Source organism: Streptomyces saintjeani (assembly GCF_055409605.1).
On the sequence record NZ_CP189624.1, the window covers coordinates 2,696,509 to 2,715,568 of the forward strand.

The 19,060-nt window shown below is 70.7% G+C and carries 18 protein-coding genes and 1 pseudogene; 11 read left to right on the top strand and 8 right to left on the bottom strand.

Features of this window, described 5'->3' with window-relative positions; translation table 11 throughout:
• Nucleotides 1-4: 4 nt before the first annotated feature.
• Nucleotides 5-4,117 carry a BTAD domain-containing putative transcriptional regulator gene (locus tag ACQCO7_RS12015; protein WP_464071813.1) on the bottom strand — a complete coding sequence of 1,371 codons (4,113 nt, stop codon included), beginning with the start codon at nt 4,115-4,117 and terminating at the stop codon, nt 5-7.
• 169 nt (nt 4,118-4,286) lie between these two features.
• Between ACQCO7_RS12015 and ACQCO7_RS12020 the strand changes: the two genes are divergently transcribed.
• Nucleotides 4,287-5,084, top strand: coding sequence for a site-2 protease family protein (locus ACQCO7_RS12020; RefSeq protein WP_464071814.1), 798 nt, complete (start codon nt 4,287-4,289; stop codon nt 5,082-5,084).
• On the opposite strand, the gene ACQCO7_RS12025 is transcribed toward ACQCO7_RS12020, so the two are convergent.
• Entirely contained in the window at nt 5,077-5,247 is a 171-nt protein-coding gene (locus ACQCO7_RS12025; RefSeq protein WP_409119569.1) for a hypothetical protein, read from the bottom strand. The two genes, ACQCO7_RS12020 and ACQCO7_RS12025, sit on opposite strands and share 8 nt — an antisense overlap.
• 54 nt (nt 5,248-5,301) lie before the next feature.
• Nucleotides 5,302-6,006, bottom strand: coding sequence for an NADPH-dependent F420 reductase (npdG, locus tag ACQCO7_RS12030; RefSeq protein ID WP_464071815.1), 705 nt, complete (start codon nt 6,004-6,006; stop codon nt 5,302-5,304).
• Nucleotides 6,007-6,108: 102 nt separating this feature from the next.
• Here npdG and ACQCO7_RS12035 point away from each other — a divergent pair, with 102 nt between their 5' ends.
• A complete protein-coding gene (locus ACQCO7_RS12035) occupies nt 6,109-6,708 on the top strand; it encodes a hypothetical protein (RefSeq protein WP_010358585.1) in 600 nt (199 codons plus the stop codon).
• 63 nt (nt 6,709-6,771) lie between these two features.
• A pseudogene (locus ACQCO7_RS12040) lies at nt 6,772-8,078 on the top strand (MFS transporter).
• Nucleotides 8,079-8,132: 54 nt separating this feature from the next.
• On the opposite strand, the gene ACQCO7_RS12045 reads toward ACQCO7_RS12040, so the two are convergent.
• Nucleotides 8,133-8,372: a hypothetical protein gene (locus ACQCO7_RS12045; protein ID WP_464071816.1), complete on the bottom strand. Its 240-nt coding sequence runs from the start codon at nt 8,370-8,372 to the stop codon at nt 8,133-8,135.
• A 59-nt stretch (nt 8,373-8,431) separates the two neighbouring features.
• On the opposite strand from ACQCO7_RS12045, the gene map reads away from it, so the two are divergent.
• Nucleotides 8,432-9,289 (top strand): type I methionyl aminopeptidase, encoded by an 858-nt coding sequence (map, locus tag ACQCO7_RS12050; RefSeq protein WP_464071817.1) that lies wholly within the window; start codon nt 8,432-8,434, stop codon nt 9,287-9,289.
• 137 nt (nt 9,290-9,426) lie between these two features.
• Nucleotides 9,427-10,074 carry a biliverdin-producing heme oxygenase gene (locus ACQCO7_RS12055; RefSeq protein ID WP_464071818.1) on the top strand — a complete coding sequence of 216 codons (648 nt, stop codon included), beginning with the start codon at nt 9,427-9,429 and terminating at the stop codon, nt 10,072-10,074.
• A gap of 9 nt (nt 10,075-10,083) precedes the next feature.
• Here the strand turns inward: ACQCO7_RS12055 and ACQCO7_RS12060 are convergent, their stop codons facing one another.
• From ACQCO7_RS12060 to ACQCO7_RS12070, 3 genes are all read right to left on the bottom strand, one after another.
• Nucleotides 10,084-10,383: a hypothetical protein gene (locus tag ACQCO7_RS12060; protein WP_050368866.1), complete on the bottom strand. Its 300-nt coding sequence runs from the start codon at nt 10,381-10,383 to the stop codon at nt 10,084-10,086.
• Nucleotides 10,380-10,643, bottom strand: coding sequence for a DUF6247 family protein (locus ACQCO7_RS12065; RefSeq protein WP_464071819.1), 264 nt, complete (start codon nt 10,641-10,643; stop codon nt 10,380-10,382). Before ACQCO7_RS12065 ends, ACQCO7_RS12060 begins: the two co-directional genes overlap by 4 nt.
• A 103-nt stretch (nt 10,644-10,746) precedes the next feature.
• Nucleotides 10,747-11,391, bottom strand: a complete 645-nt coding sequence (locus ACQCO7_RS12070; protein ID WP_409119577.1) for a PhzF family phenazine biosynthesis protein — start codon at nt 11,389-11,391, stop codon at nt 10,747-10,749.
• A gap of 170 nt (nt 11,392-11,561) precedes the next feature.
• On the opposite strand from ACQCO7_RS12070, the gene ACQCO7_RS12075 reads away from it, so the two are divergent.
• The 6 genes from ACQCO7_RS12075 to ACQCO7_RS12100 all read left to right on the top strand — a co-directional run bounded on the left by ACQCO7_RS12075 (nt 11,562) and on the right by ACQCO7_RS12100 (nt 18,181).
• A complete protein-coding gene (locus ACQCO7_RS12075; protein WP_464071820.1) occupies nt 11,562-12,641 on the top strand; it encodes a FecCD family ABC transporter permease in 1,080 nt (359 codons plus the stop codon).
• A 327-nt stretch (nt 12,642-12,968) separates the two neighbouring features.
• Nucleotides 12,969-13,796, top strand: a complete 828-nt coding sequence (locus tag ACQCO7_RS12080; protein WP_464071821.1) for a heme ABC transporter ATP-binding protein — start codon at nt 12,969-12,971, stop codon at nt 13,794-13,796.
• A 189-nt stretch (nt 13,797-13,985) separates the two neighbouring features.
• Nucleotides 13,986-15,122 carry an iron uptake system protein EfeO gene (gene efeO, locus ACQCO7_RS12085; RefSeq protein ID WP_464071822.1) on the top strand — a complete coding sequence of 379 codons (1,137 nt, stop codon included), beginning with the start codon at nt 13,986-13,988 and terminating at the stop codon, nt 15,120-15,122.
• A gap of 10 nt (nt 15,123-15,132) precedes the next feature.
• Nucleotides 15,133-16,365, top strand: a complete 1,233-nt coding sequence (gene efeB, locus ACQCO7_RS12090) for an iron uptake transporter deferrochelatase/peroxidase subunit (protein ID WP_464071823.1) — start codon at nt 15,133-15,135, stop codon at nt 16,363-16,365.
• 3 nt (nt 16,366-16,368) lie between these two features.
• Entirely contained in the window at nt 16,369-17,223 is an 855-nt protein-coding gene (gene efeU / locus ACQCO7_RS12095; protein ID WP_464071824.1) for an iron uptake transporter permease EfeU, read from the top strand.
• Nucleotides 17,201-18,181: an SCO2278 family lipoprotein gene (locus tag ACQCO7_RS12100; RefSeq protein ID WP_464071825.1), complete on the top strand. Its 981-nt coding sequence runs from the start codon at nt 17,201-17,203 to the stop codon at nt 18,179-18,181. The genes efeU and ACQCO7_RS12100 overlap by 23 nt, the downstream gene beginning before the upstream one ends.
• Before the next feature lie 73 nt (nt 18,182-18,254).
• Here the strand turns inward: ACQCO7_RS12100 and ACQCO7_RS12105 are convergent, their stop codons facing one another.
• Complete coding sequence (locus ACQCO7_RS12105; protein WP_464071826.1) at nt 18,255-18,998, bottom strand: bifunctional DNA primase/polymerase; 744 nt, start codon at nt 18,996-18,998, stop codon at nt 18,255-18,257.
• Between the last annotated feature and the right edge of the window lie 62 nt (nt 18,999-19,060).

Genomic DNA, 19,060 nt, shown 5'->3' on the forward strand with positions numbered 1-19,060 from the left:
CACGTCAGACCAGGGCGGCGGCCTCCTCGTAACCGAGGTCGCCGCCCTCGGCGTACGCCGACTCGTAAGCCGCGTCGCCGAGTTGGCGCCGCGCCTGCGCCTCCGCGTCCGCGCGCTGCATCCGCTCCTGGCGCAGCGCGATGTGGCCCGGCGGGAGCATCGCGTCGCTGGCGCCCAGGCAGCGGGCCGCGTTCGCCGCGCGGGCCGGGTCGTCGTCGCAGGTCATGATGTACGCGGCCGTACAGAGGTACAGGGCGCGCATGTGCGGCGCGATGACCATCGACAGCGGCGCGGCGGAGGTGGTCAGGGCCCGCCGTATGGTGATGAGGGCGCTGTCGACCCGGCCGTCCTGGGCATCGAGCCACGCCTCGACGCCGTCGATGAACGCGTCGAAGACCAGGAACTGGGCCAGCGCGAAGTCCTGGCGCAGTTGCCGGAGTTGGTCGCGGGCCTCGTCCCTGCGGCCGGTCTCGCCGAGCCAGGCGGCGAGGAAGAGGCGGGCGGCCGGGCGGGCCTCGTTGACGTAGCCCTCGGCGTCGGTGATGGCCTCGCGGAGGATGGCCTCGCCCCGCGCGCTCTCGGCGGGGTCGCCGCCCTCCAGGAGGACGTTGGCGAACCGCACCCGCAGGATCGTCAACTGGGCGCGGGCGCCCAGGTGCTCGGCGTGCACCATCGCCTCGCGGTAGTCGGCGGCGGCCTTCTCGTGCAGGCCCAGCCGCTCGTACGCCTCCGCGCGCGCCGACAGGGACTCGGCGGCGCCCCAGGAGTCGCCGTACCGGCGGAAGATGTCCAGCGCCTCGTCCGCGTCGCGGGCGCCGTCGCCGGCCCAGTCGCTGCGGTTGGCCCGGAAGTTGCCGCGCAGCTGGAGGCAGAACGCCAAGTCCCATTCCAGCGCGGGGTGTTCACGGCAGATCCGGATGTTGGCGTCCAGGATCTCGTGGACCATCGGCATGTCGCCGCTCAGCATCACGGCGTAGAACGCGTGCAGGCCCGGGATCCAGCACAGTTGGGGCAGGCCGGGGCGGTAGCTGTCCTTGATGCGGGCCAGCTTGCGTTCCGCCTCCGGGGTCTGCCAGAGCTCCAGCTCCGTGTCCATGTAGGCGAGATGGGTGAGGTGCGCGCCGCGTCTCGCCTCGGCGAGGAACTCGCCGGTGAACGGCGGGGGCAGGGCCGTGACGCGCTGCCAGACCGGCTCGACGAACTGCGGTTCCGGGCCCGCGAAGGGGTCCGGGGCCAGTTCCATCACCTCCTTGAACCAGTTCCTGGCCTCGATGCGCATGTCGCGCATCTGCCAGAACCAGAGCAGGGAGTGGGCGAGGCTCAACGCCTCCTGTTCGTCGGGGGTGTCGACCGCCCGGCGCAGCGCCGTGCGCAGGTTCTCGTACTCCGCCTGGAAGCGCTGGATCGCCATGACCTGCTGCGGGCCGCGCAGCAACGGCTCGGTGATGCGGGCGAGTTCGCGGTAGTACGTGAGGTGCGCGCGCTCCGCCTCGGGGCGACGGCCCGAGGCGGTGAGGCGTTCGCCCGCGTACTCGGCGACCGTCTCCAGGAGGCGGTAGCGCATCGGGCCGTCCGGCGAAGGGGCCGCCACGACAAGGGACTTGTCCACGAGGGAGGCCAGCGCCTCCAGTGCCGCCGGGCCGCAGACCGCCTCCGCGGCGTGCAGGTCGCAGCCGCCCGCGAAGACCGACAGGCGGCCCAGGACGTCCCGTTCCTCCTCGTCCAGCAGGTCCCAGGACCAGTCGACGACCGCCCTCAGGGTCTGCTGGCGGGGCAGGACCGTGCGGCTTCCCGAGGTCAGGAGGCGGAAGCGGTCGTCGAGACGGTCGGCTATCTGACGGGGCGTCAAGATCCGCAGTCTGGCCGCCGCCAGCTCGATCGCCAGGGGGAGGCCGTCCAGTCTGCGGCAGATCTCCGCGCAGGCGTCCGGGTCGTCCGCCGTGCGGAAGCCCGGGCGGGCCGCCGTGCCCCGGTCCCTCAGCAGGCGCAACGCCACCGGTTCCGGGAGGGGTTCGACCGGGCGCAGCAACTCGCCGGGTACGCCCAGGGGTTCGCGGCTCGTCGCCAGGATCGTCAGCTCCGGGCAGCGGGCGAGGAGTTCCTCCGCGAGGTGGGCCGCCGCCTCGACCACGTGCTCGCAGTTGTCCAGGATGATCAGCATCCGGCGCCGCGAGCAGTGGTCCACGAGCCGGTCGACCGGGTCGTCGTGCCGCTCCCCCACGGCGCGGAACTCCTCCGCGCCGGCCCCGTACAGGACGGTCTCCCGGGCGCCGACCGCCGTGACCACGGCCTGGGGGACGGCGGTCGGGTCGGAGACGGGGGCGAGTTCGGCGAGCCACACGCCGTCGCGGGCGGCTACGGTCTCGGCGGCCTCCTGGGAGAGGCGGGTCTTCCCGGCGCCGCCGGGGCCGAGGAGGGTGACGAGGCGGGCGGTGGTGAGGTCGGTACGGATGGTTTCTATGTCGGCTTCGCGGCCTACGAAGGAGGTGAGGCGGGCGCGGAGGTTGCCGGGGGTGGGTGGGGGCGCCTGGTCGCCGGGGGCGAAGTGGGGCGCCGGGGAGTCGGAGGGGGTGGGGTGAGGGGTGGGTGCTTGGTGGCCGGGGGGTGCTGGGGGTACGAGGTGGTCGGGGGTACCCGGGTAGGTCGGAGGTACTACGTGACCGGGAGGGGCTGGGGGGACGAGAGGGCCGGGGGTACCCGGGTAAGCCTGAGGTACTACGTGACCGGGAGGGGCTGGGGGCACGTGAGGGCCAGGGGTACCCGGGTAAGCCTGAGGTACTACGTGACCGGGAGGGGCTGGGGGCACGTGAGGGCCAGGGGTACCCGGGTAAGCCTGAGGTACTACGTGACCGGGAGGGGCTGGGGGCACGTGAGGGCCAGGGGTACCCGGGTAAGCCTGAGGTACTACGTGACCGGGAGGGGCTGGGGGCACGTGAGGGCCAGGGGTACCCGGGTAAGCCTGAGGTACTACGTGACCGGAAGACGCGGGAGCAGACGGAGAGCCAGGGTGGTCCGAAGCTTCAGGCGAGGTGGGGTGACCCGAAGCGCCGGGAGCGGTGCCGGGCGCCGGGCGGTCCGAGGCTCCGGAGGAACCGTGGGACCCGTGGTGACCGGAAACCCCCGGGCGACCGGAAGACCCGTGATGACCGGACGCCCCCGGCCGGCCGGAAGACCCCTGATGCCCTGAGGCTCCAGGATCAGCGCGAGGTGTCAGGTGGTCCTGACTCCCAGGGCTGCCCGGCACTCCCGCGCGGTCCGGCGCCCCCGCGCGACCCGGCGTCCCGGGGCCACCCGGCGTCCCGGGCCGGGACCAGGCCCCGGTGCGAGCCCCCGGCGCCTGCCCCCCGCCGGTGTCCCTCCCCGTCGCCGCGGCCGGCCGCACAGCATCCCCGGGGTTCAGCAACTCCATGTGCAGCGCCCGGAGTTCAGCCCCCGGGTCCGTCCCCAGGCGGTCCGCCAGAACGCCCCGTACCTCGTCGTACGCCGCCAGCGCCTCCGCCGTACGGCCCGCGTCGCGCAGTGCGCGCAGGCGGAGGGCCTGGAGGGGTTCGTCGAGGGGATGGGTGTCGCACAGGGCCGTCAGTTCCGGGAGGACCTGCTCGGCCTGGCCGAGGGACAGCGCCGCGGCGTGGCGGGCGCGGACCGCGTCGAGGCGGCGCATCTCCCAGCGGGCCGCTTCCGCCGAGCGGTCGGGGAGGTCGGCGAGGGCGGGGCCGCGCCACAGGGCGAGGGCGTCCTCCAGGAGGACGGCCGCCTTCGCGGGGTCGCCGTCGGCGAGGGCGCGGATGCCGTCGCCGGTGAGGCGTTCGAAGCGGTACACGTCGACGTCGTCGGAGTTCACGGCGAGGCGGTAACCGCCGTCCACGGAGACGATCGCCCCCGCGCCCAGCGTCCTGCGCAGCCGCCCCACCAGCGCCTGCAACGCGCCCTGCGCGTCCGCCGGGGGCTCCCCCGCCCACACCTCCTCCACCAGCGAGCCCACGGACACCGTCCGCCCCGCCCGCAACACCAGCACCGTCAACAACGCACGCAACCGCGCCCCACCCACCGCCAACGCGGTGCCGTCGGGACGCAGAACCTGAGTGGAGCCGAGGACGCAGTAACGCACGGGTTCCATTGTCCTTGTGGACGCCCCCGACGCGCCTCCGGGTTTCCGAACCCTCAGATCCGCATGAACTCGGAGGAGTCGAGGACGAGGGGTCTGATCGGCGACGGGGAGGGGAGGATGTCAAACACCACCTGTACGGTCTACCCGTACACCCCGCCCGACCCAGGAGCCCACCCCCATGACCAGCACCACCTCCCGCCACAGCGACCGGCGGATCAGCCCGGTGTTCCTGGGGATTCTGGCCGTCACGGCCGTGACCGGGTGGGCGACGTGGACGGGGTTCGCGGAGACCCCCGGGGTCGCGGTGTTCCTGTTCGTCACCGCCGCGTGGATCGTGTCGCTGTGTCTGCACGAGTACGCGCACGCCCGCACGGCGTTGCACGGCGGGGACATCACGGTCGGCGCCAAGGGGTATCTGACCCTCAACCCGCTCAAGTACACGCACGCCCTGCTGAGCATCGTCCTCCCCGTGATCTTCGTGATCATGGGCGGGATCGGGCTGCCCGGCGGTGCCGTGTTCATCGAGCGCGACCGCATCCGGGGCCGCTGGCGGCACAGCCTGATCTCGGCGGCGGGGCCCCTCACCAACGTACTGTTCGCCGTCGTCTGCACGGCGCCGTTCTGGCTGGACGCCCTGGACGGCGTCCCCGCGGAGTTCCGGTTCGCGCTCGCGTTCCTCGCGTTGTTGCAGGTGACGGCCGCGCTGCTGAACTTCCTGCCGGTGCCGGGTCTGGACGGGTACGGCGTGATCGAGCCCTGGCTGCCGTACAGCGTGAAGCGCCAGGTGGAACCGTTCGCGCCGTTCGGCCTGCTGTTCGTGTTCGCGGTGCTGTGGGTGCCGTCGATCAACAACGGCTTCTTCGACGTGATCGACGCGATCCTGCGCGGCCTGGGGATCGACGACTTCTCGACGTACTGCGGTCAGGAGCTGTACCGCTTCTGGCAGGGCGACAGCGGGGCCTGCTCGGTCAACTAGCCTTCGCGCGCCGCCAGTAGTACCAGGTCATGTTGGACGACAGCCCCGCGATCAGCACCCACACGACCCCCAGGAAACTCCCCTGGACGAACGAGACGACGGCCGCCGCCACGGCGAGCAGGCAGACGACGAGGGCGTAGAGGGCGAGGCGGGGCATGTCCATGGGCTCCTGTCGGGGGACACCGGTGTACGACGCCGACCAGTGTCCCCCATCGGCTCAGATGTCCGTGACCCGCAGCCCGGCGTGCGCCTTGTACCGCCGGTTGACGGAGATCAGGTTCGCGACGAGCGACTCCACCTGATGCGCGTTGCGCAGCCGCCCGGCGAACACCCCCCGCATCCCGGGGATCCGCCCGGCCAGCGCCTGCACGATCTCGACGTCCGCCCGCGCCTCCCCGAGCACCATGACGTCCGTGTCGATCTCCTCGATCTCCCGGTCCATCAGCAGCACCGCCGAGAGATGGTGGAACGCGGCGGCGACCCGCGAGTCCGGCAGCAGCGCGGCGGCCTGCTCGGCGGCGCTCCCCTCCTCCGGCTTCAGCGCGTAGGCGCCCTTCTTGTCGAACCCGAGCGGGTTGACGCAGTCGACGACGAGCTTCCCGGCGAGTTCCTCGCGCAGGGACTCCAGCGTCTTCCCGTGCCCGTCCCACGGCACCGCGACGATGACGACGTCGCTGCGGCGCGCGGTCTCCGCGTTGTCCGCGCCCTCGACGCCGTGCCCCAGCTCGGCCGCCGCCTCCTGCGCGCGCTCGGCGGCCCGCGAGCCGATGATCACCTGCTGCCCGGCCTTCGCGAGCCGGTACGCGAGCCCCTTGCCCTGCGGCCCGGTCCCGCCCAGCACGCCGACGACCAGGCCGGATACGTCGGGGAGGTCCCAGGGGTCCTTGGGGGCGGGCTTGTCTGCACTGTCCGTAGAGGTCATGGGCCCGACCTTACGTCGGCACCGTCCCCGAGCCGTTCCCGGACGGGTGAATACCCGTAGTACCTGAGACCGACCCCCACCCCCTGCGGCAGGCTGCGCCCCATGGACGCCGTACGTGTCGCCTTGCTGCGCGAAGTGCTCGCCGGGACCGAGTGGCTGACCTCGACGCGGAGGTTCGCCCAGGTACTGCGCGGCTCGGTGGTGACGCACGGGGGCGGGCTGCTCCTCGTCGGCACGCCGGAGTACGAGCCGTGGCACCTCGCCGCGCACCTCGTCGACGAGGCCGCCTGGTCCGGTACGCCCGAGCTGGCGCCGACCCTCGTACGGCACGGCGCGCGCCCGTCCGACCCCGCGCACCTCGCGGTCGGCCCCGGCAGGATCGAGGGCGCCCGGCGCGGCGAGACCCTCCTGGTGGTGGCCCCGACGGAGCCCGCACCGCTCCTCGAACGCGTCCACGCGGCGCGCCGGGCCGGGGTGACCGTCCTCGCGCTCGGCTGGGGCGGGGGCGAGCTGGGGGCGATGGCGCACGAGACGCTGGACGTCAGGGAGGGCGCGGAGCTGGACCTGGACACGGTCCAGCACCTGGTGAGCGCGGGGGCCGGTGAGCAGGCGGTCGTCCAGCAACGAGGACGTAAACGGTTTCTGGACCGTCTCTCCCGGGTCGCGGAGGCGCTGACGGCTCCGCCGCCGGCCGCCTGGTGAGGCACCGGGAACGTACGAAAACCGTTTGCCGCGCCCCCTCACCCCCGCCGACCATGTCCCCTCGTGACTCCCGCCTCCCTCCTCCCCGACCTGCGCCCCTGGCACGCCTCCCGTGACTTCCGGCTGCTGTGGCTGTCCGGGCTGGTCTCGGCGTTCGGGAGTTTCCTGACGTTCGTCGCGCTGCCGGTGCAGGTCAAGGAGCTGACGGGGTCGGCGGCGGCCGTGGGCGCGATCGGGGCGGCCGAGCTGGTGCCGCTGGTCGTGTTCGGGCTGTACGGCGGTGCGCTGGCGGACGCGGTCGACAAGCGGACGCTGATCGTGTGGACGGAGGCCGGTCAGGGCGTGCTGAGCGCGGGGCTGCTGGTCAACGCGCTGCTGCCGATGCCGAGGGTGTGGCCGCTGTACGTGATCGCCGCGCTGACCGCCGGACTCACCTCGATCCAGCGGCCCGCGTTGGACTCCCTGTGGCCCCGGATCGTCGACCACGAGCACCTCCCGGCCGCCGCCGCGCTGAGTTCGCTGCGGCGGACGATCGGCGGGGTCGCGGGGCCCGCGCTGGCGGGGCTGGTCGTGGCGTACGCCGGGCTGGGGTGGGCGTACGGCGCGGACCTCGTGACGTTCGTGGTGTCGGTGCTGCTGATGGCGGGCGTCGCGGCGTCCCCGGCGGCGCACGAGGCGGCGAGACCTTCCCTCGCGGCGATCAGGGAGGGGGCGCGGTACGCGTGGGGACGCAAGGACCTGCTGGGTACGTACGCCGTCGACCTCGCGGCGATGTTCTTCGCGATGCCGCTGGCGCTCCTGCCGTTCCTGGCCGACGAGTTGGGGGCGCCGTGGGCGCTGGGGCGTGGGGGTCCCCCCACGCCTTTAAGGCAGTGGGGGAGTACGCGGCGTTGCCGCTCGGGTCGCTGCTGGTGAGCCTGACCAGTGGCTGGACCTCGCGGGTGCACCGGCACGGGCGGATCGTCGTGGTGATGGCCGCGCTGTTCGGGGTGGCCGTCGCGGGCGCCGGACTCGTACGGAACGTGTGGCTGGTGCTGTTCCTGCTGACCGTCGCCGGCGGGGTCGACATGGTGAGCGGGATCTTCCGCTCGGCGATCTGGAACCAGACGGTCCCCGACGAGCTGCGTGGCCGCCTCGCCGGGATCGAGCTCCTGTCGTACTCCGCGGGCCCGACCCTCGGCCAGGTCCGCTCCGGCTCGTTCGCCGCGCGGTTGGGCATCCGTACGTCGATGTGGTCGGGCGGGGTGCTGTGCGTGGGCGCGGTGGGGGCGCTCGCGCTGTGCCTGCCGGCGCTGATGAGGTACGACGCGCGGACGGACGTCCACGCGCTGCGGGTACGGGATCAGCGGACGGCGGCGAAGACGTCGTAACCGCTTTCAGTGTTTTTCAGCCGTTGCCGTGTTTTTCAGCCGTTGCCGTGTTTTTCAGCCGTTGCCGTTCTCGTCCTCGCCCCTCCCCGCGCCGTCGTTCCACTTCGCGTCGCTCTCCCACTCCAGGTTGCGTTCCCGGGCGGTCTCCATCGCGTGTTCCGCCTCCTCGCGGGAGGCGTAGGGGCCGAAGCGGTCCTTGCCGGGGCAGTCGGGGCCTTCCTCGACCTTCTTGTGTTCCAGGCAGTAGAACCATTCGCCGGGCTTGCCGGTCGTGCGCTTCTTGAAGAGGGCCATCACGGGGCTCCTTTCACCACGGACATGGTCCCCCATCCCCGCTCGTTAGACTCGTCGTCATGTCTGGCCAGTCGCTGCTCGCACCAGGGGAGCTGTCTCCCATCCGCACGGTCCCCGGAAACATCCGGCGCCCCGAGTACGTCGGCAAGCCCGCGCCGACGCCGTACACCGGCCCGGAGGTGCAGACGCCGGAGACGGTCGAGGCGATGCGCACCGCCGGGCGGATCGCGGCGCGGGCGATGGAGGAGGCGGCGAAGCACATCGCGCCGGGCGTGACGACCGACCTCCTCGACAAGGTCGCGCACGACTACATGTGCGACCACGGGGCGTACCCCTCGACGCTGGGTTACCGCGGCTTCCCGAAGTCCCTGTGCACCAGCGTGAACGAGGTCATCTGCCACGGCATCCCGGACTCGACGGTGCTGCGCGACGGCGACATCGTGAATCTCGACGTAACCGCTTACATCGGCGGCGTCCACGGCGACAACAACGCGACGTACCTGGTCGGCGAGGTGGACGAGGAGTCGCGGCTGCTGGTGGAGCGTACGCGGGAGTCGTTGAGCCGCGCGATCAAGGCCGTCCGGCCGGGGCGGCAGATCAACATCATCGGCCGGGTCATCGAGTCGTACGCGAAGCGGTTCGGGTACGGCGTCGTACGGGACTTCACCGGGCACGGCATCAACTCGTCGTTCCACTCGGGGCTGATCGTCCCGCACTACGACAGCCCGCACGCGACGACGGTGATCCAGCCGGGGATGACGTTCACGATCGAGCCGATGCTGACGCTGGGGACGCACGAGTACGACATGTGGGACGACGGGTGGACGGTCGTCACGAAGGACCGCCGGCGGACGGCGCAGTTCGAGCACACGCTGGTGGTGACGGAGACGGGGGCGGACATCCTGACGCTGCCCTGATCGGCCCCTCCGACCCGGCCTCTGTCGAGGTCGGGTCTTTTTCTGTACGCTTTTACCGACACGTTGTCGGCAAGTTTCCCGACGCAGTGTCGGCAAGGCATTGACTCAGGTAAGCCTTACTTAACAAGATGTGGGCCATGGACTCTTTCTCGACCGTCATCCGCACCGCGTCCCACGAGCAGCACATGGAGGCCGAGACCTCGACGTTCATGTCCGATCTGCTGGGCGGGCGCCTGGGCGTCGACGCGTACGCCCGTTACACCGAGCAACTCTGGTTCGTGTACGAGGCGTTGGAGGCGGGTGCGGAACGGCTCGCGGCCGATCCCGTCGCCGGGCCCTTCATCCGGCCGGAGTTGTTCCGGCTGAGCGCGCTGGAGCGGGATCTCGCGCATCTGCGGGGGCCGGGGTGGCGTACGGGGCTGTCGGCGCTGCCCGCAACTCGCGCTTATGCGGAGCGAGTTCGGGAGTGCGCGCGGGAGTGGCCGGGCGGGTACATCGCCCATCACTACACGCGGTACCTCGGTGACCTCTCCGGCGGCCAGATCATCCGCGACAAGGCGGAGCGGACGTGGGGGTTCGCGCGGAAGGGGGACGGGGTGCGGTTCTACGTGTTCGAGGAGATCGGGAATCCGGCGGCGTTCAAGCGGGGGTATCGGGAGCTGCTGGACGCGGTGCGGGCCGATGAGCTGGAGAAACAGCGGATCGTGGGCGAGTGCAAGAGGGCGTTCGCGCTCAACACGGGGGTGTTCCGGGGGTTGGGGGAGGAGTTCGCGGTGAGTGCGTGAGGGTGGGGATCAGAGCCAGGGTTCGTCGGCGGGGTCGTCGGGGGTGATCGCTATGATCACGGCCGCTGCCGGGGGCGGTTGCGGAAGATAGACGTACGCGACCGCCAGACCCGGCATCCCGTCGCGCGGTTCGAGCTTGGTCTTGTAGACCTCCTGCTGCCCGTCGGTCCAGACATGGCGCAGGACGCCGAGCCGCGGGGCGGCTTCCAGCTCTTTCAGCAGCCCCGCGACGGCCTGGCGGGCGACCGGGCCGAGGGCCTCCAACCTGTGCGCCGCCACTTCCGATACGACGGCCACAACGCGGCTCACCCCAGCTCGCCCTTCTTGATCTTCGCGGCGATGTCGAGGCCCTCCTGGAGAGCGTCCTCGAACCCGGGATCCGAGTACAGCCGGATACGTCCCCGGTAGTCGACGATCACGGCGGCCACCGCGTCCAGTTCGGTCTCCGAAGCCTCCTCCAGCGCACGCGCGAGGTCCGCCTCGAAGTCCTCCCTGTCACCCGGGAAACCCCGGCCCTCTCTCAGCGCGGCGCGGATCTCGGCCACGGTTCTGAGCGGGAGACGTGTCATGGGTTCTCCTCACTCCCGTCACTCCAGGCAGGTCACCTCCATTGTCCCGCCTCTTCCCCGGCCGGGGAGCGGTTCCTCGCTTGTCATCTCGTACGACGGCGGGTCAGCGTTCCAGGAGGACGCGGCCCCCGACCTCCACCCAGCCGTACGGCTGCGGGGCCGTGAGGATCTGGGAGCCCGCGCCCTGCGTGATGTTCAGGGCGCGGCCGAGCCGGTCGGTGAGGAGGATCGCCGCCGCGCCGGTCGCCTCGTCCTCGTCGATGCCGTCGTCGCGGCCGGGGAAGGCGCGTGCGCGGACGCGGCCGGCCGCCTCGTCGAGCCAGGCCCAGGCGTAGATCCACTCGCCGGGCGGGGGGATCGGGAGGTCGTCGACCTCGGCGGCGCTGCCGTACTGGCGGAGGGTTCTGGGCGGTGCCCACTCCGCGCGGGCCTCTATCCAGCTGAACTCGCCGTCCAGCCGGGCGCCGACCTCGCCGGCCGGGGTGACCAGTTCGGGGACGTCGAGGAGCCAGGCGGTGCCGACGCAGGGGTGGCCGGCGAAGGGGAGGCGGAGGGTGGGCGTGTAGATGTCGATGACCCCGCGCTCGGGGTCGTCCACGAACACGGTTTCGCTGAACCCGAGTTTGGCGGCGAGTTCCTGCCGCTCCGCACGCTCGGGTATTCGCGAACCGTCGCGAATCACCCCGAGTTCGTTGCCGTACCCTCCGCCGGGCGCGCAGAAGACGCGGAGGACATCGTAATCAGTCACCCGGGAATTGAAACATCGCGCGGGCGGCTGTTTGGCCCCAGGCTGCGGCTCCGCCGGGGAGGAGGCGGGGCGCGCCCTTGGCATGAGGGTGGTTCGGGCCGTCGAGGTGGCTTTATTAGGTGAGGCTAACCTAATATTCGAGGGTCGGGATCGGATGGGGAGGGTGTTGGATGGCCGTGCTGGAGACGGGTGTTGGGCGAGGCGAGAGGGTGGGGGTCGGGCGGCGGCGGCGGGAGTGGTGGGTCGGGGTGGGGCTTGTTGCGGGGTTGGTGGTGTTGGTGCCGGTGGCTGCCGGGGTCGGGGCCTATCCGATTCCGGTCGGGGATGTGCTGGGGTCCGTGGGGCGTCGGGTGGGGCTTTGGGGCGGGGAGTTGGATCGGGTTGCCGAGTCCGTGCTGTGGAATGTGCGGTTTCCTCGGATTGTGCTGGCGTTGCTCGTGGGGGCTTCGTTGGGGTGTGCGGGGGCGCTCATGCAGGGGGTGTTCGGGAATCCGTTGGCCGAGCCCGGGGTGATCGGGGTTTCTTCGGGGGCTGCGGTGGGGGCGGTTGCGGCTATTGCCATGGGGGTGGGGTTTCTGGGGGCCTGGACTGTTCCCGCGTTTGCGTTTGTGGGTGGGTTGGGGACTGCGTTGTTGGTTTACGCGTTGTCCCGGAGCGAGGGGAAGGCCGAGGTGGTGACCCTTATTCTTACCGGGATCGCCGTCAATGCGTTTGGTGGGGCCCTTATCGGATTGTTCCTGTTCTTCGCCGATACCGCTGCCGTGAATCAGATCGTGTTCTGGCAGCTCGGGTCCTTGTCGCAGGCCACCTGGCCCAAGGTGTTGGCTGTTCTGCCGTGCGCAGTTGTCGGGCTTGCGCTTGCGCCCCTCTACTCTCGGCGGCTCGACCTGCTCTCGCTCGGGGAGCGGCCCGCTCGGCATCTCGGGGTTGATGTGGAGCGGCTTCGGGTCGTGCTGGTTCTGGTGATCGCGTTGCTGACGGCTGCGGCGGTGAGTGTTTCCGGGATCATCGGGTTCGTGGGGTTGGTGATTCCCCACTTGTTGCGGATGGCGGCGGGGCCGGGGCACCGGTTCCTGGTGCCGGCGAGCGCGTTGTTGGGGGCGTTCATCTTGTTGGCGGCGGATCTTGCGTCCCGGACCGTGGCCGCGCCTGCGGAATTGCCGTTGGGGGTGCTTACGGGGTTGCTGGGGAGTCCGTTCTTCTTCTGGCTGCTGCGTCGGGCTCGGAAGCGGCAAGGGGGGTGGGTTTAGGGGGTGCGTTGCCGGGTGCGGGTTCGTTGTGGCTGGTCGCGCCCACGCGGCGGAGCCGCATATCGATACAGCCCCGCGCCCCTAAAGAACATGCGGCGGCCCGGCACCAAAAGCTCGCCGCCGCTAAAAAGAAAGCTGCCCCCGACGCCAAATTTCGCCGCCACCTAGAACACACAGCCAGCCCAGCCCAAAAACTCGCCGCCCCTCAACATCGCAGGCCCCCTGCACGCCGTAACCCGACTGCAACCGCGCCGCCCCTCACAACACCCCCCTGCACCGGGTAAATGCAAAAACCCACCAACCCACCCCACCCTCCCAAGGACCCCCATGAAACTCCTCCGCCCCCACCCCACTCCCCCACCCCCGCAGGCCCCCGGCACCCCCCTCGCCGAAGCCCGCGACCTCCATCTGAGTCTCGGTCCCCACCCCATCCTCCACGGCATAGCCCTCCCCGCCCGCGCCGGTGAACTCCTCGCTCTCGTAGGCCCCAACGGCGCCGGTAAGTCCACCCTCCTCGCAGCCCTCGCAGCCGACCTCCCCGCCACGCAGGGCGCCGTACATATCCACGGCCGCCCGGCACAGGAGTGGACCGCTCCCGAACTCGCCCTGAGACGCGCGGTGTTGCCGCAGGCGGCGGCTGTGTCCTTTCCGTTCCCCGTCGGGGAGGTCGTACGGATGGGGCGGGCACCCCACGCCACTTCGCCCGCCGAGGACGAGGCGATCGTCCACGTGGCGATGGCGGCGACGGAAGTAACCCCCTTCGCCGACCGCCCGTTCTCAGCGCTCAGCGGCGGCGAACGAGCGAGGGTCGCGCTCGCCCGAGTCCTGGCCCAGCAGGCCCCGTTGCTCCTCCTCGACGAACCCACGGCGGCCCTGGACCTGAAGCATCAGGAGTTGGTGCTGAGGATCTGCCGGGAACGGGCGGCACAGGGCGACGCGGTGGTCATAGTCCTGCACGACCTCGGCCTGGCGGCGGCATACGCCCACAGAGTCGCCGTCCTGCACAAAGGACGGCTCGCGGCGGAAGGCCCCCCGGCGGAGATCTTCACCGACACCCTCCTCTCGAAGGTCTACGACCACCCCATCGAGGTCCTCCCCCACCCCGAAACCGCCACCCTCCTCGTCACCCCCCGCAGAAACACCCCGAACCTTTGAAGTTCCTTTGACGCCGACATTACGTCCGCTTTAGGCGAACGTAACCACCCCGTACCCGTAAGGCATTTTTGAGAGGTGAATCACTGCACACAGGGGTATGCCCCAGGTAAGCCTGAGCTAAGTTAGGCGAGCCTCACCGAACCCTGTGAGCCCCGTCACGAATCTTTTCAGCCACTCGGGAGACCCCGCATGCGCGCCGCCAGACTCGTTGCCACCGCAGCCGCGACCCTCGCGGCACTGACCGCCGTCACGGGCTGCACGGAGAAGAGCACAGCGGAGAACGGCGACCACGTCATCAAGGTGACGGCGACCGACGAGAAGTGCGAGACGTCGAAGAAGTCGGTGGCGGCGGGCCACGTCGAACTGGCCGTGGAGAACAAGGGATCGAAGGTCACCGAGGTGTACCTGCTGTTCCCGGACGACAGGATCGTGTCGGAGCGGGAGAACATCGGCGCGGGGACGAAACAGCGGCTGACGGCGGAAGTGAAGGCCGGCGACTACCAGATCGCGTGCAAGCCGGGCATGAAGGGCAAGGGCATCCGCCAGCCCCTCACGGTGACCGGAAAGTCGACCACGAAGCACGACCCGCGGCTGGACAAAGCGGTGGCCGAATACCGCGAGTACGCGCAGGAGCAGGCGGACGCGATGCTCCCGAAGGTGAAGGTCTTCACGGACGCGATCCAGGCGGGCGACCTCGCGGCGGCGCAGGCGGCGTACGCCCCGTCCCGCATCGGCTGGGAGCGCACCGAGCCGGTCGCGGAGTCGTTCGGCGACATCGACCCGCTCGTCGACACCCGCGCGGACGGCCTGGAGGCGGGCCAGAAGTGGACGGGCTGGCACCGCCTGGAGAAGGCGCTGTGGCAGGACAAGAAGATCGGCGCCGAGGAGAAGACGCTCGCGGCGCAGCTCGTCAAGGACCTCACGGACTGGCAGAAGCGGGTCGGCACCGCCGTGATCACGCCGACGTCGATGGCCAACGGAGCCAAGGAACTTCTGGACGAGGTCGCCACCGGCAAGGTCACCGGCGAGGAGGACCGCTACTCGCACACGGACCTCGTCGACTTCAAGGCGAACGTCGAGGGCGCCCAGGAGGCGTTCACGCTGCTGCGGCCGATCGCCCAGAAGAACAACCCTTCGCTGGTGGGCGAGTTGGACAAGCAGTTCGCCGCGCTGGACACGCTGCTCGACAAGTACCGCGCGGACAAGGCGTCCTACGACTTCGTGTCCTACGACAAGGTGACCGAGGCGCAGCGCAAGGAGCTGTCGGACGCGGTGAACGCGCTCGCGGAACCGCTGTCCAAGCTCGCCGCGGCCGTGGTCAAGTAGGGCTCCGGACATGACAGACACGACTCAACCCCCTTCCCGCCGCGCCCTGTTGGGCTGGGGCGGCGCCGGGCTCGCTCTCGGTGCCGTGACGGCCGGTACCGCCGTGGCGGTCACCGGTGACACGGGATCCGGTGACCCCTCCACGGCTGTCGAGTTCCACGGCGAGCACCAAGCCGGTATCGCGACCGCCGTACAAGACCGTCTGCACTTCGCGGCGTTCGATGTGACGACCACCGAACGTGCCGAGTTCGTCCAGCTGTTGAAGGACTGGACGGACGCGGCGCGGAAGATGACCGGGGGGAAGCCGGTCGGGGAGGGGGCGTTCGGGGGGCTCGCGGAGGCTCCGCCGGACGACACCGGGGAGGCGCTCGGGCTGAAGCCGTCGCGGCTGACGCTGACGATCGGGTTCGGGCCTTCGTTGTTCGCGAAGTTCGGGCTCGGTGGGCAGCGGCCGGAGGCATTGGTCGATCTGCCGCAGTTCCCGGGTGAGGCGCTGGACTTGGCGCGTTCCAACGGGGATCTGTGTGTGCAGGCGTGTGCCGATGATCCGCAGGTCGCCGTGCACGCGATCCGTAACCTCGCGCGGATCGGGTTCGGGAAAGTCGTCGTGCGGTGGTCCCAACTCGGGTTCGGGAAGACCTCGTCGACCACGCCGGATGCTCAGACCCCGCGCAATCTCATGGGGTTCAAGGACGGCACCCGGAACATCGCGGGGACCGAGACGGACCGGCTGGCCGAGTTCGTGTGGGCGTCCGAGAAGGACGGCCCGGCGTGGATGGCCGGCGGTTCGTATCTCGTGGCCCGGCGGATCCGGATGCACATCGAGACCTGGGACCGAACGTCCTTGCAGGAGCAGGAAGATGTCTTCGGGCGGGACAAGGGCGAGGGCGCTCCGGTCGGCAAGGCGAAAGAGCACGACGCGCCGTTCCTGAAGGCGATGAAGCCGGACGCGCATGTGCGGCTCGCGCACCCCGACTCCAACGGCGGGTCGACGATCCTGCGCCGGGGCTACTCCTTCACCGACGGGACCGACGGACTCGGGCGCCTGGACGCGGGGTTGTTCTTCCTCGCGTACCAGCGCGATGTGCGGGACGGATTCATCAAGATCCAGCGGCACTTGGCGACCGACGCGCTCAACGAGTACATCCAGCACGTGGGTTCGGCGGTGTTCGCCGTGCCGCCGGGGGTCCGGGACGCGGACGACTGGTGGGGCCGGGCCCTGTTCGACGCGAAGGGGGAATGACCGGTGTTCTCCAACTACTTGATCGGGCTGCGGGAAGGTCTTGAGGCCAGCCTCGTCGTCTGCATCCTCATCGCGTACCTCGTCAAGACGGGCCGCCGGGACGCGCTCAGGCCGATCTGGCTCGGCGTCGCCACGGCCGTCGTGATCGCCCTCGCGTTCGGGTCCGCGCTCGAATTCGGGTCGCAGGAGCTGACGTTCGAGGCTCAGGAGGCGCTCGGCGGATCGCTGTCGGTCGTGTCGGTCGGGCTCGTGACGTGGATGGTGTTCTGGATGCGGCGCACCGCGCGGCACCTGAAGGCCGAGCTGCACGGCAAGCTGGACGCCGCGCTCGCGATGGGCACGGGCGCGCTGGTGGCGACCGCGTTCCTCGCCGTCGGCCGGGAGGGCCTGGAGACGGCCCTGTTCATCTGGACGTCCGTGCACGCCGCCGGGGACGGGACACCAAAGCCCTTGCTCGGGGCGGGACTCGGTCTCGCCACCGCCGTACTGCTCGGCTGGCTGTTCTACCGGGGCGCGCTGCGGATCAATCTCGCCAAGTTCTTCACGTGGACCGGGGGGATGCTCGTCGTCGTCGCGGCGGGCGTACTCGCCTACGGATTCCACGACTTGCAGGAGGCGGGGTGGCTGCCCGGCCTCAACAAGCTGGCGTTCGACATCAGTGACACCATCGAGCCGGACAGCTGGTACGGGACGCTGCTCAAGGGGGTGTTCAACTTCCAGCCGGACCCGACCGTGCTCCAGGTCACGGTGTGGCTCCTGTACCTGGTCCCGACGCTCGCGATCTTCCTCGCCCCGGTAGGGTTCGCCTCCGGGAAGAGGAAGGTGAAGTCACCTGATGATCAGGCTGCGCAGGCGTGACCGGAACGCGCTCATAGCGGTCGTACTGACCGGTGTGTCCCTCACCGCGAGCGGTTGTGTGGTGGTCCACGGGGAACGCGAGGTCGTCCCGACCACCACCCCGGCCGAAGCCGCCCAGGCGGTCCAGGAGTTCACGGCGGCCTACAACAAGGCCGACAAGGCGTACGACAGTTCGCTGGACGCCGACTACACGACGGGCCCGCTCGGGGTCATCGACGCGGCGCGGCTGAAGGCCGGGAAGATCACCGACCCCGGCGGCAATCCCAACCACCAGCCGCTGGCGCTGTCGGACGTCCAGGTCACGATCCCGAAGAAGGCGGGCTGGCCGCGCTGGTTCGTCGCCGACTCGCAGGCCAACCGGGGCGGGACGGCGCGCTGGGTCATGGTGTTCACGCGCAACGACGTCGCGGAGCCCTGGCAGGCCGCGTTCCTGACGCTGGTCGCGCCGGGGAAGCTGCCCGCGCTCAAGCGGGACGCGCAGGGGTACGCCGAGGAGGTGCCGGCCGTCTCGCCCGAACTCGCCGTCTCCACCGACAAGTTGAGCGCCGCGTACGCGGACTATCTGCGGACCGGGCAGGGCGCGTTCGCCGACGGGGCGTACACGAGCGCGCTGCGGGCGACGCGGGACAAGGCCACGCGGCCGGGGCTCGCGACGCAGTACCTCGACGAGCCGCTGAACGACAGCGACTACCGGCCGGTCGCGCTGCGCACCGCCGACGGGGGCGCCCTCGTCTTCTTCTCCGGGCACAACTACACGAAGCAGACGGCTGCCGCCGGGACCTCCGTACCCACGCCGAACGCGAGCGTGAAGGCGCTGACGACCGGCGAGATCAAGCAGTCGCTGACGATGGAGTTCGTGTCGAACGCGGTCGCCGTGGACCCGATGAAGGGGATCGGGGACGGGAAGGTGTCACTGCTGAGCCGGGTGGAGGGGCTGACCGGCGCGAAGGGGGAGTAACGGGGAGCAAGCGGTTGCAGCAACGGCTTGAACCGCGGCTCCGGAAACTTTCCAGTAAGCGGTTGCGGCAACCTCAGGTCCGCAACGGCCAGGAACCGGTTGCTACGTCTTCTCCGCCGTCCCCCGTCTCCGCGTACCTCGCGCACGCGTCCGTCAGCACCTCCAGCAGGGTCAGCGGGTCCGGGAGCGCGTACTCCGGCCCCCGTACCCAGTGCACCGACTGTCCGTCGTCGCCCGGCAGGCGCGCCGGCGGGACCAGGACGTACGAGCCCCGGCAGTGCCAGCGCAGCCCGGGGTGTTCGTCCATCGTCTCGGGGTGGCAGTCGAGTTCGCAGGGCCACCACTCGTCCTCGTCGTCGGGCGTGCCCCGCGTGAGGGTGAAGAAGAGGACGCGGCCGTCGTCGGACTCGGCGACCGGGCCGACCTCGATGCCCGCCGCGAGGAGCCGGTCGAGGGCGGCGCGGCCGGCCTGCCGGGGGACGTCGAGGACGTCGTGGGTCGTGCCGGTCGCGGTGATGAAGTTGGCCTGCGGCTGGTGGCGTACCCAGCGTTCGACCTGGGCGCGGTCGGTGGTGGACTGCGTCTGCCAGGCGAAGGAGATGGGATGCCGGGCGGGAGTGGGACAGCCGACGCGGTCGCAGGAGCAGCGGTAGCCGGGGGCCGGGTGGGCGGCGGGCGCGATCGGGAGGCCCGCTTCGGCGACGGCCAGCAGCAGGGCTTCGCGCTCGCCGCCGGCGTCGGTCTCGGGGGCGCTGCCCCGCAGCCACTGGGTGAGTCTGACCCTCAGGCCGGTCCGGCCGATCGCCTCCGCGCTCATCTGTCCCCTCGCGTCGCTGTGGTGGGCACAGCATGCCTCATGGTCCCGCCCGGTGCGGAACC

Bases quoted from the DNA above. Each gene is read 5' to 3' on its own strand.
- ACQCO7_RS12035 (WP_010358585.1), top strand. From the start codon at position 6,109: ATGGACGCCGTACGTGTCGCCTTGCTGCGCGAAGTGCTCGCCGGGACC.
- ACQCO7_RS12065 (WP_464071819.1), bottom strand. From the start codon at position 10,643: ATGACACGTCTCCCGCTCAGAACCGTGGCCGAGATCCGCGCCGCGCTG.
- ACQCO7_RS12105 (WP_464071826.1), bottom strand. From the start codon at position 18,998: ATGAGCGCGGAGGCGATCGGCCGGACCGGCCTGAGGGTCAGACTCACC.
- ACQCO7_RS12045 (WP_464071816.1), bottom strand. From the start codon at position 8,372: ATGGCCCTCTTCAAGAAGCGCACGACCGGCAAGCCCGGCGAATGGTTC.
- map (WP_464071817.1), top strand. From the start codon at position 8,432: ATGTCTGGCCAGTCGCTGCTCGCACCAGGGGAGCTGTCTCCCATCCGC.
- ACQCO7_RS12055 (WP_464071818.1), top strand. From the start codon at position 9,427: ATGGACTCTTTCTCGACCGTCATCCGCACCGCGTCCCACGAGCAGCAC.
- efeO (WP_464071822.1), top strand. From the start codon at position 13,986: ATGCGCGCCGCCAGACTCGTTGCCACCGCAGCCGCGACCCTCGCGGCA.
- efeB (WP_464071823.1), top strand. From the start codon at position 15,133: ATGACAGACACGACTCAACCCCCTTCCCGCCGCGCCCTGTTGGGCTGG.
- ACQCO7_RS12080 (WP_464071821.1), top strand. From the start codon at position 12,969: ATGAAACTCCTCCGCCCCCACCCCACTCCCCCACCCCCGCAGGCCCCC.
- ACQCO7_RS12075 (WP_464071820.1), top strand. From the start codon at position 11,562: ATGGCCGTGCTGGAGACGGGTGTTGGGCGAGGCGAGAGGGTGGGGGTC.
- ACQCO7_RS12025 (WP_409119569.1), bottom strand. From the start codon at position 5,247: ATGGACATGCCCCGCCTCGCCCTCTACGCCCTCGTCGTCTGCCTGCTC.
- npdG (WP_464071815.1), bottom strand. From the start codon at position 6,006: ATGACCTCTACGGACAGTGCAGACAAGCCCGCCCCCAAGGACCCCTGG.
- ACQCO7_RS12015 (WP_464071813.1), bottom strand. From the start codon at position 4,117: ATGGAACCCGTGCGTTACTGCGTCCTCGGCTCCACTCAGGTTCTGCGT.
- ACQCO7_RS12100 (WP_464071825.1), top strand. From the start codon at position 17,201: ATGATCAGGCTGCGCAGGCGTGACCGGAACGCGCTCATAGCGGTCGTA.
- ACQCO7_RS12020 (WP_464071814.1), top strand. From the start codon at position 4,287: ATGACCAGCACCACCTCCCGCCACAGCGACCGGCGGATCAGCCCGGTG.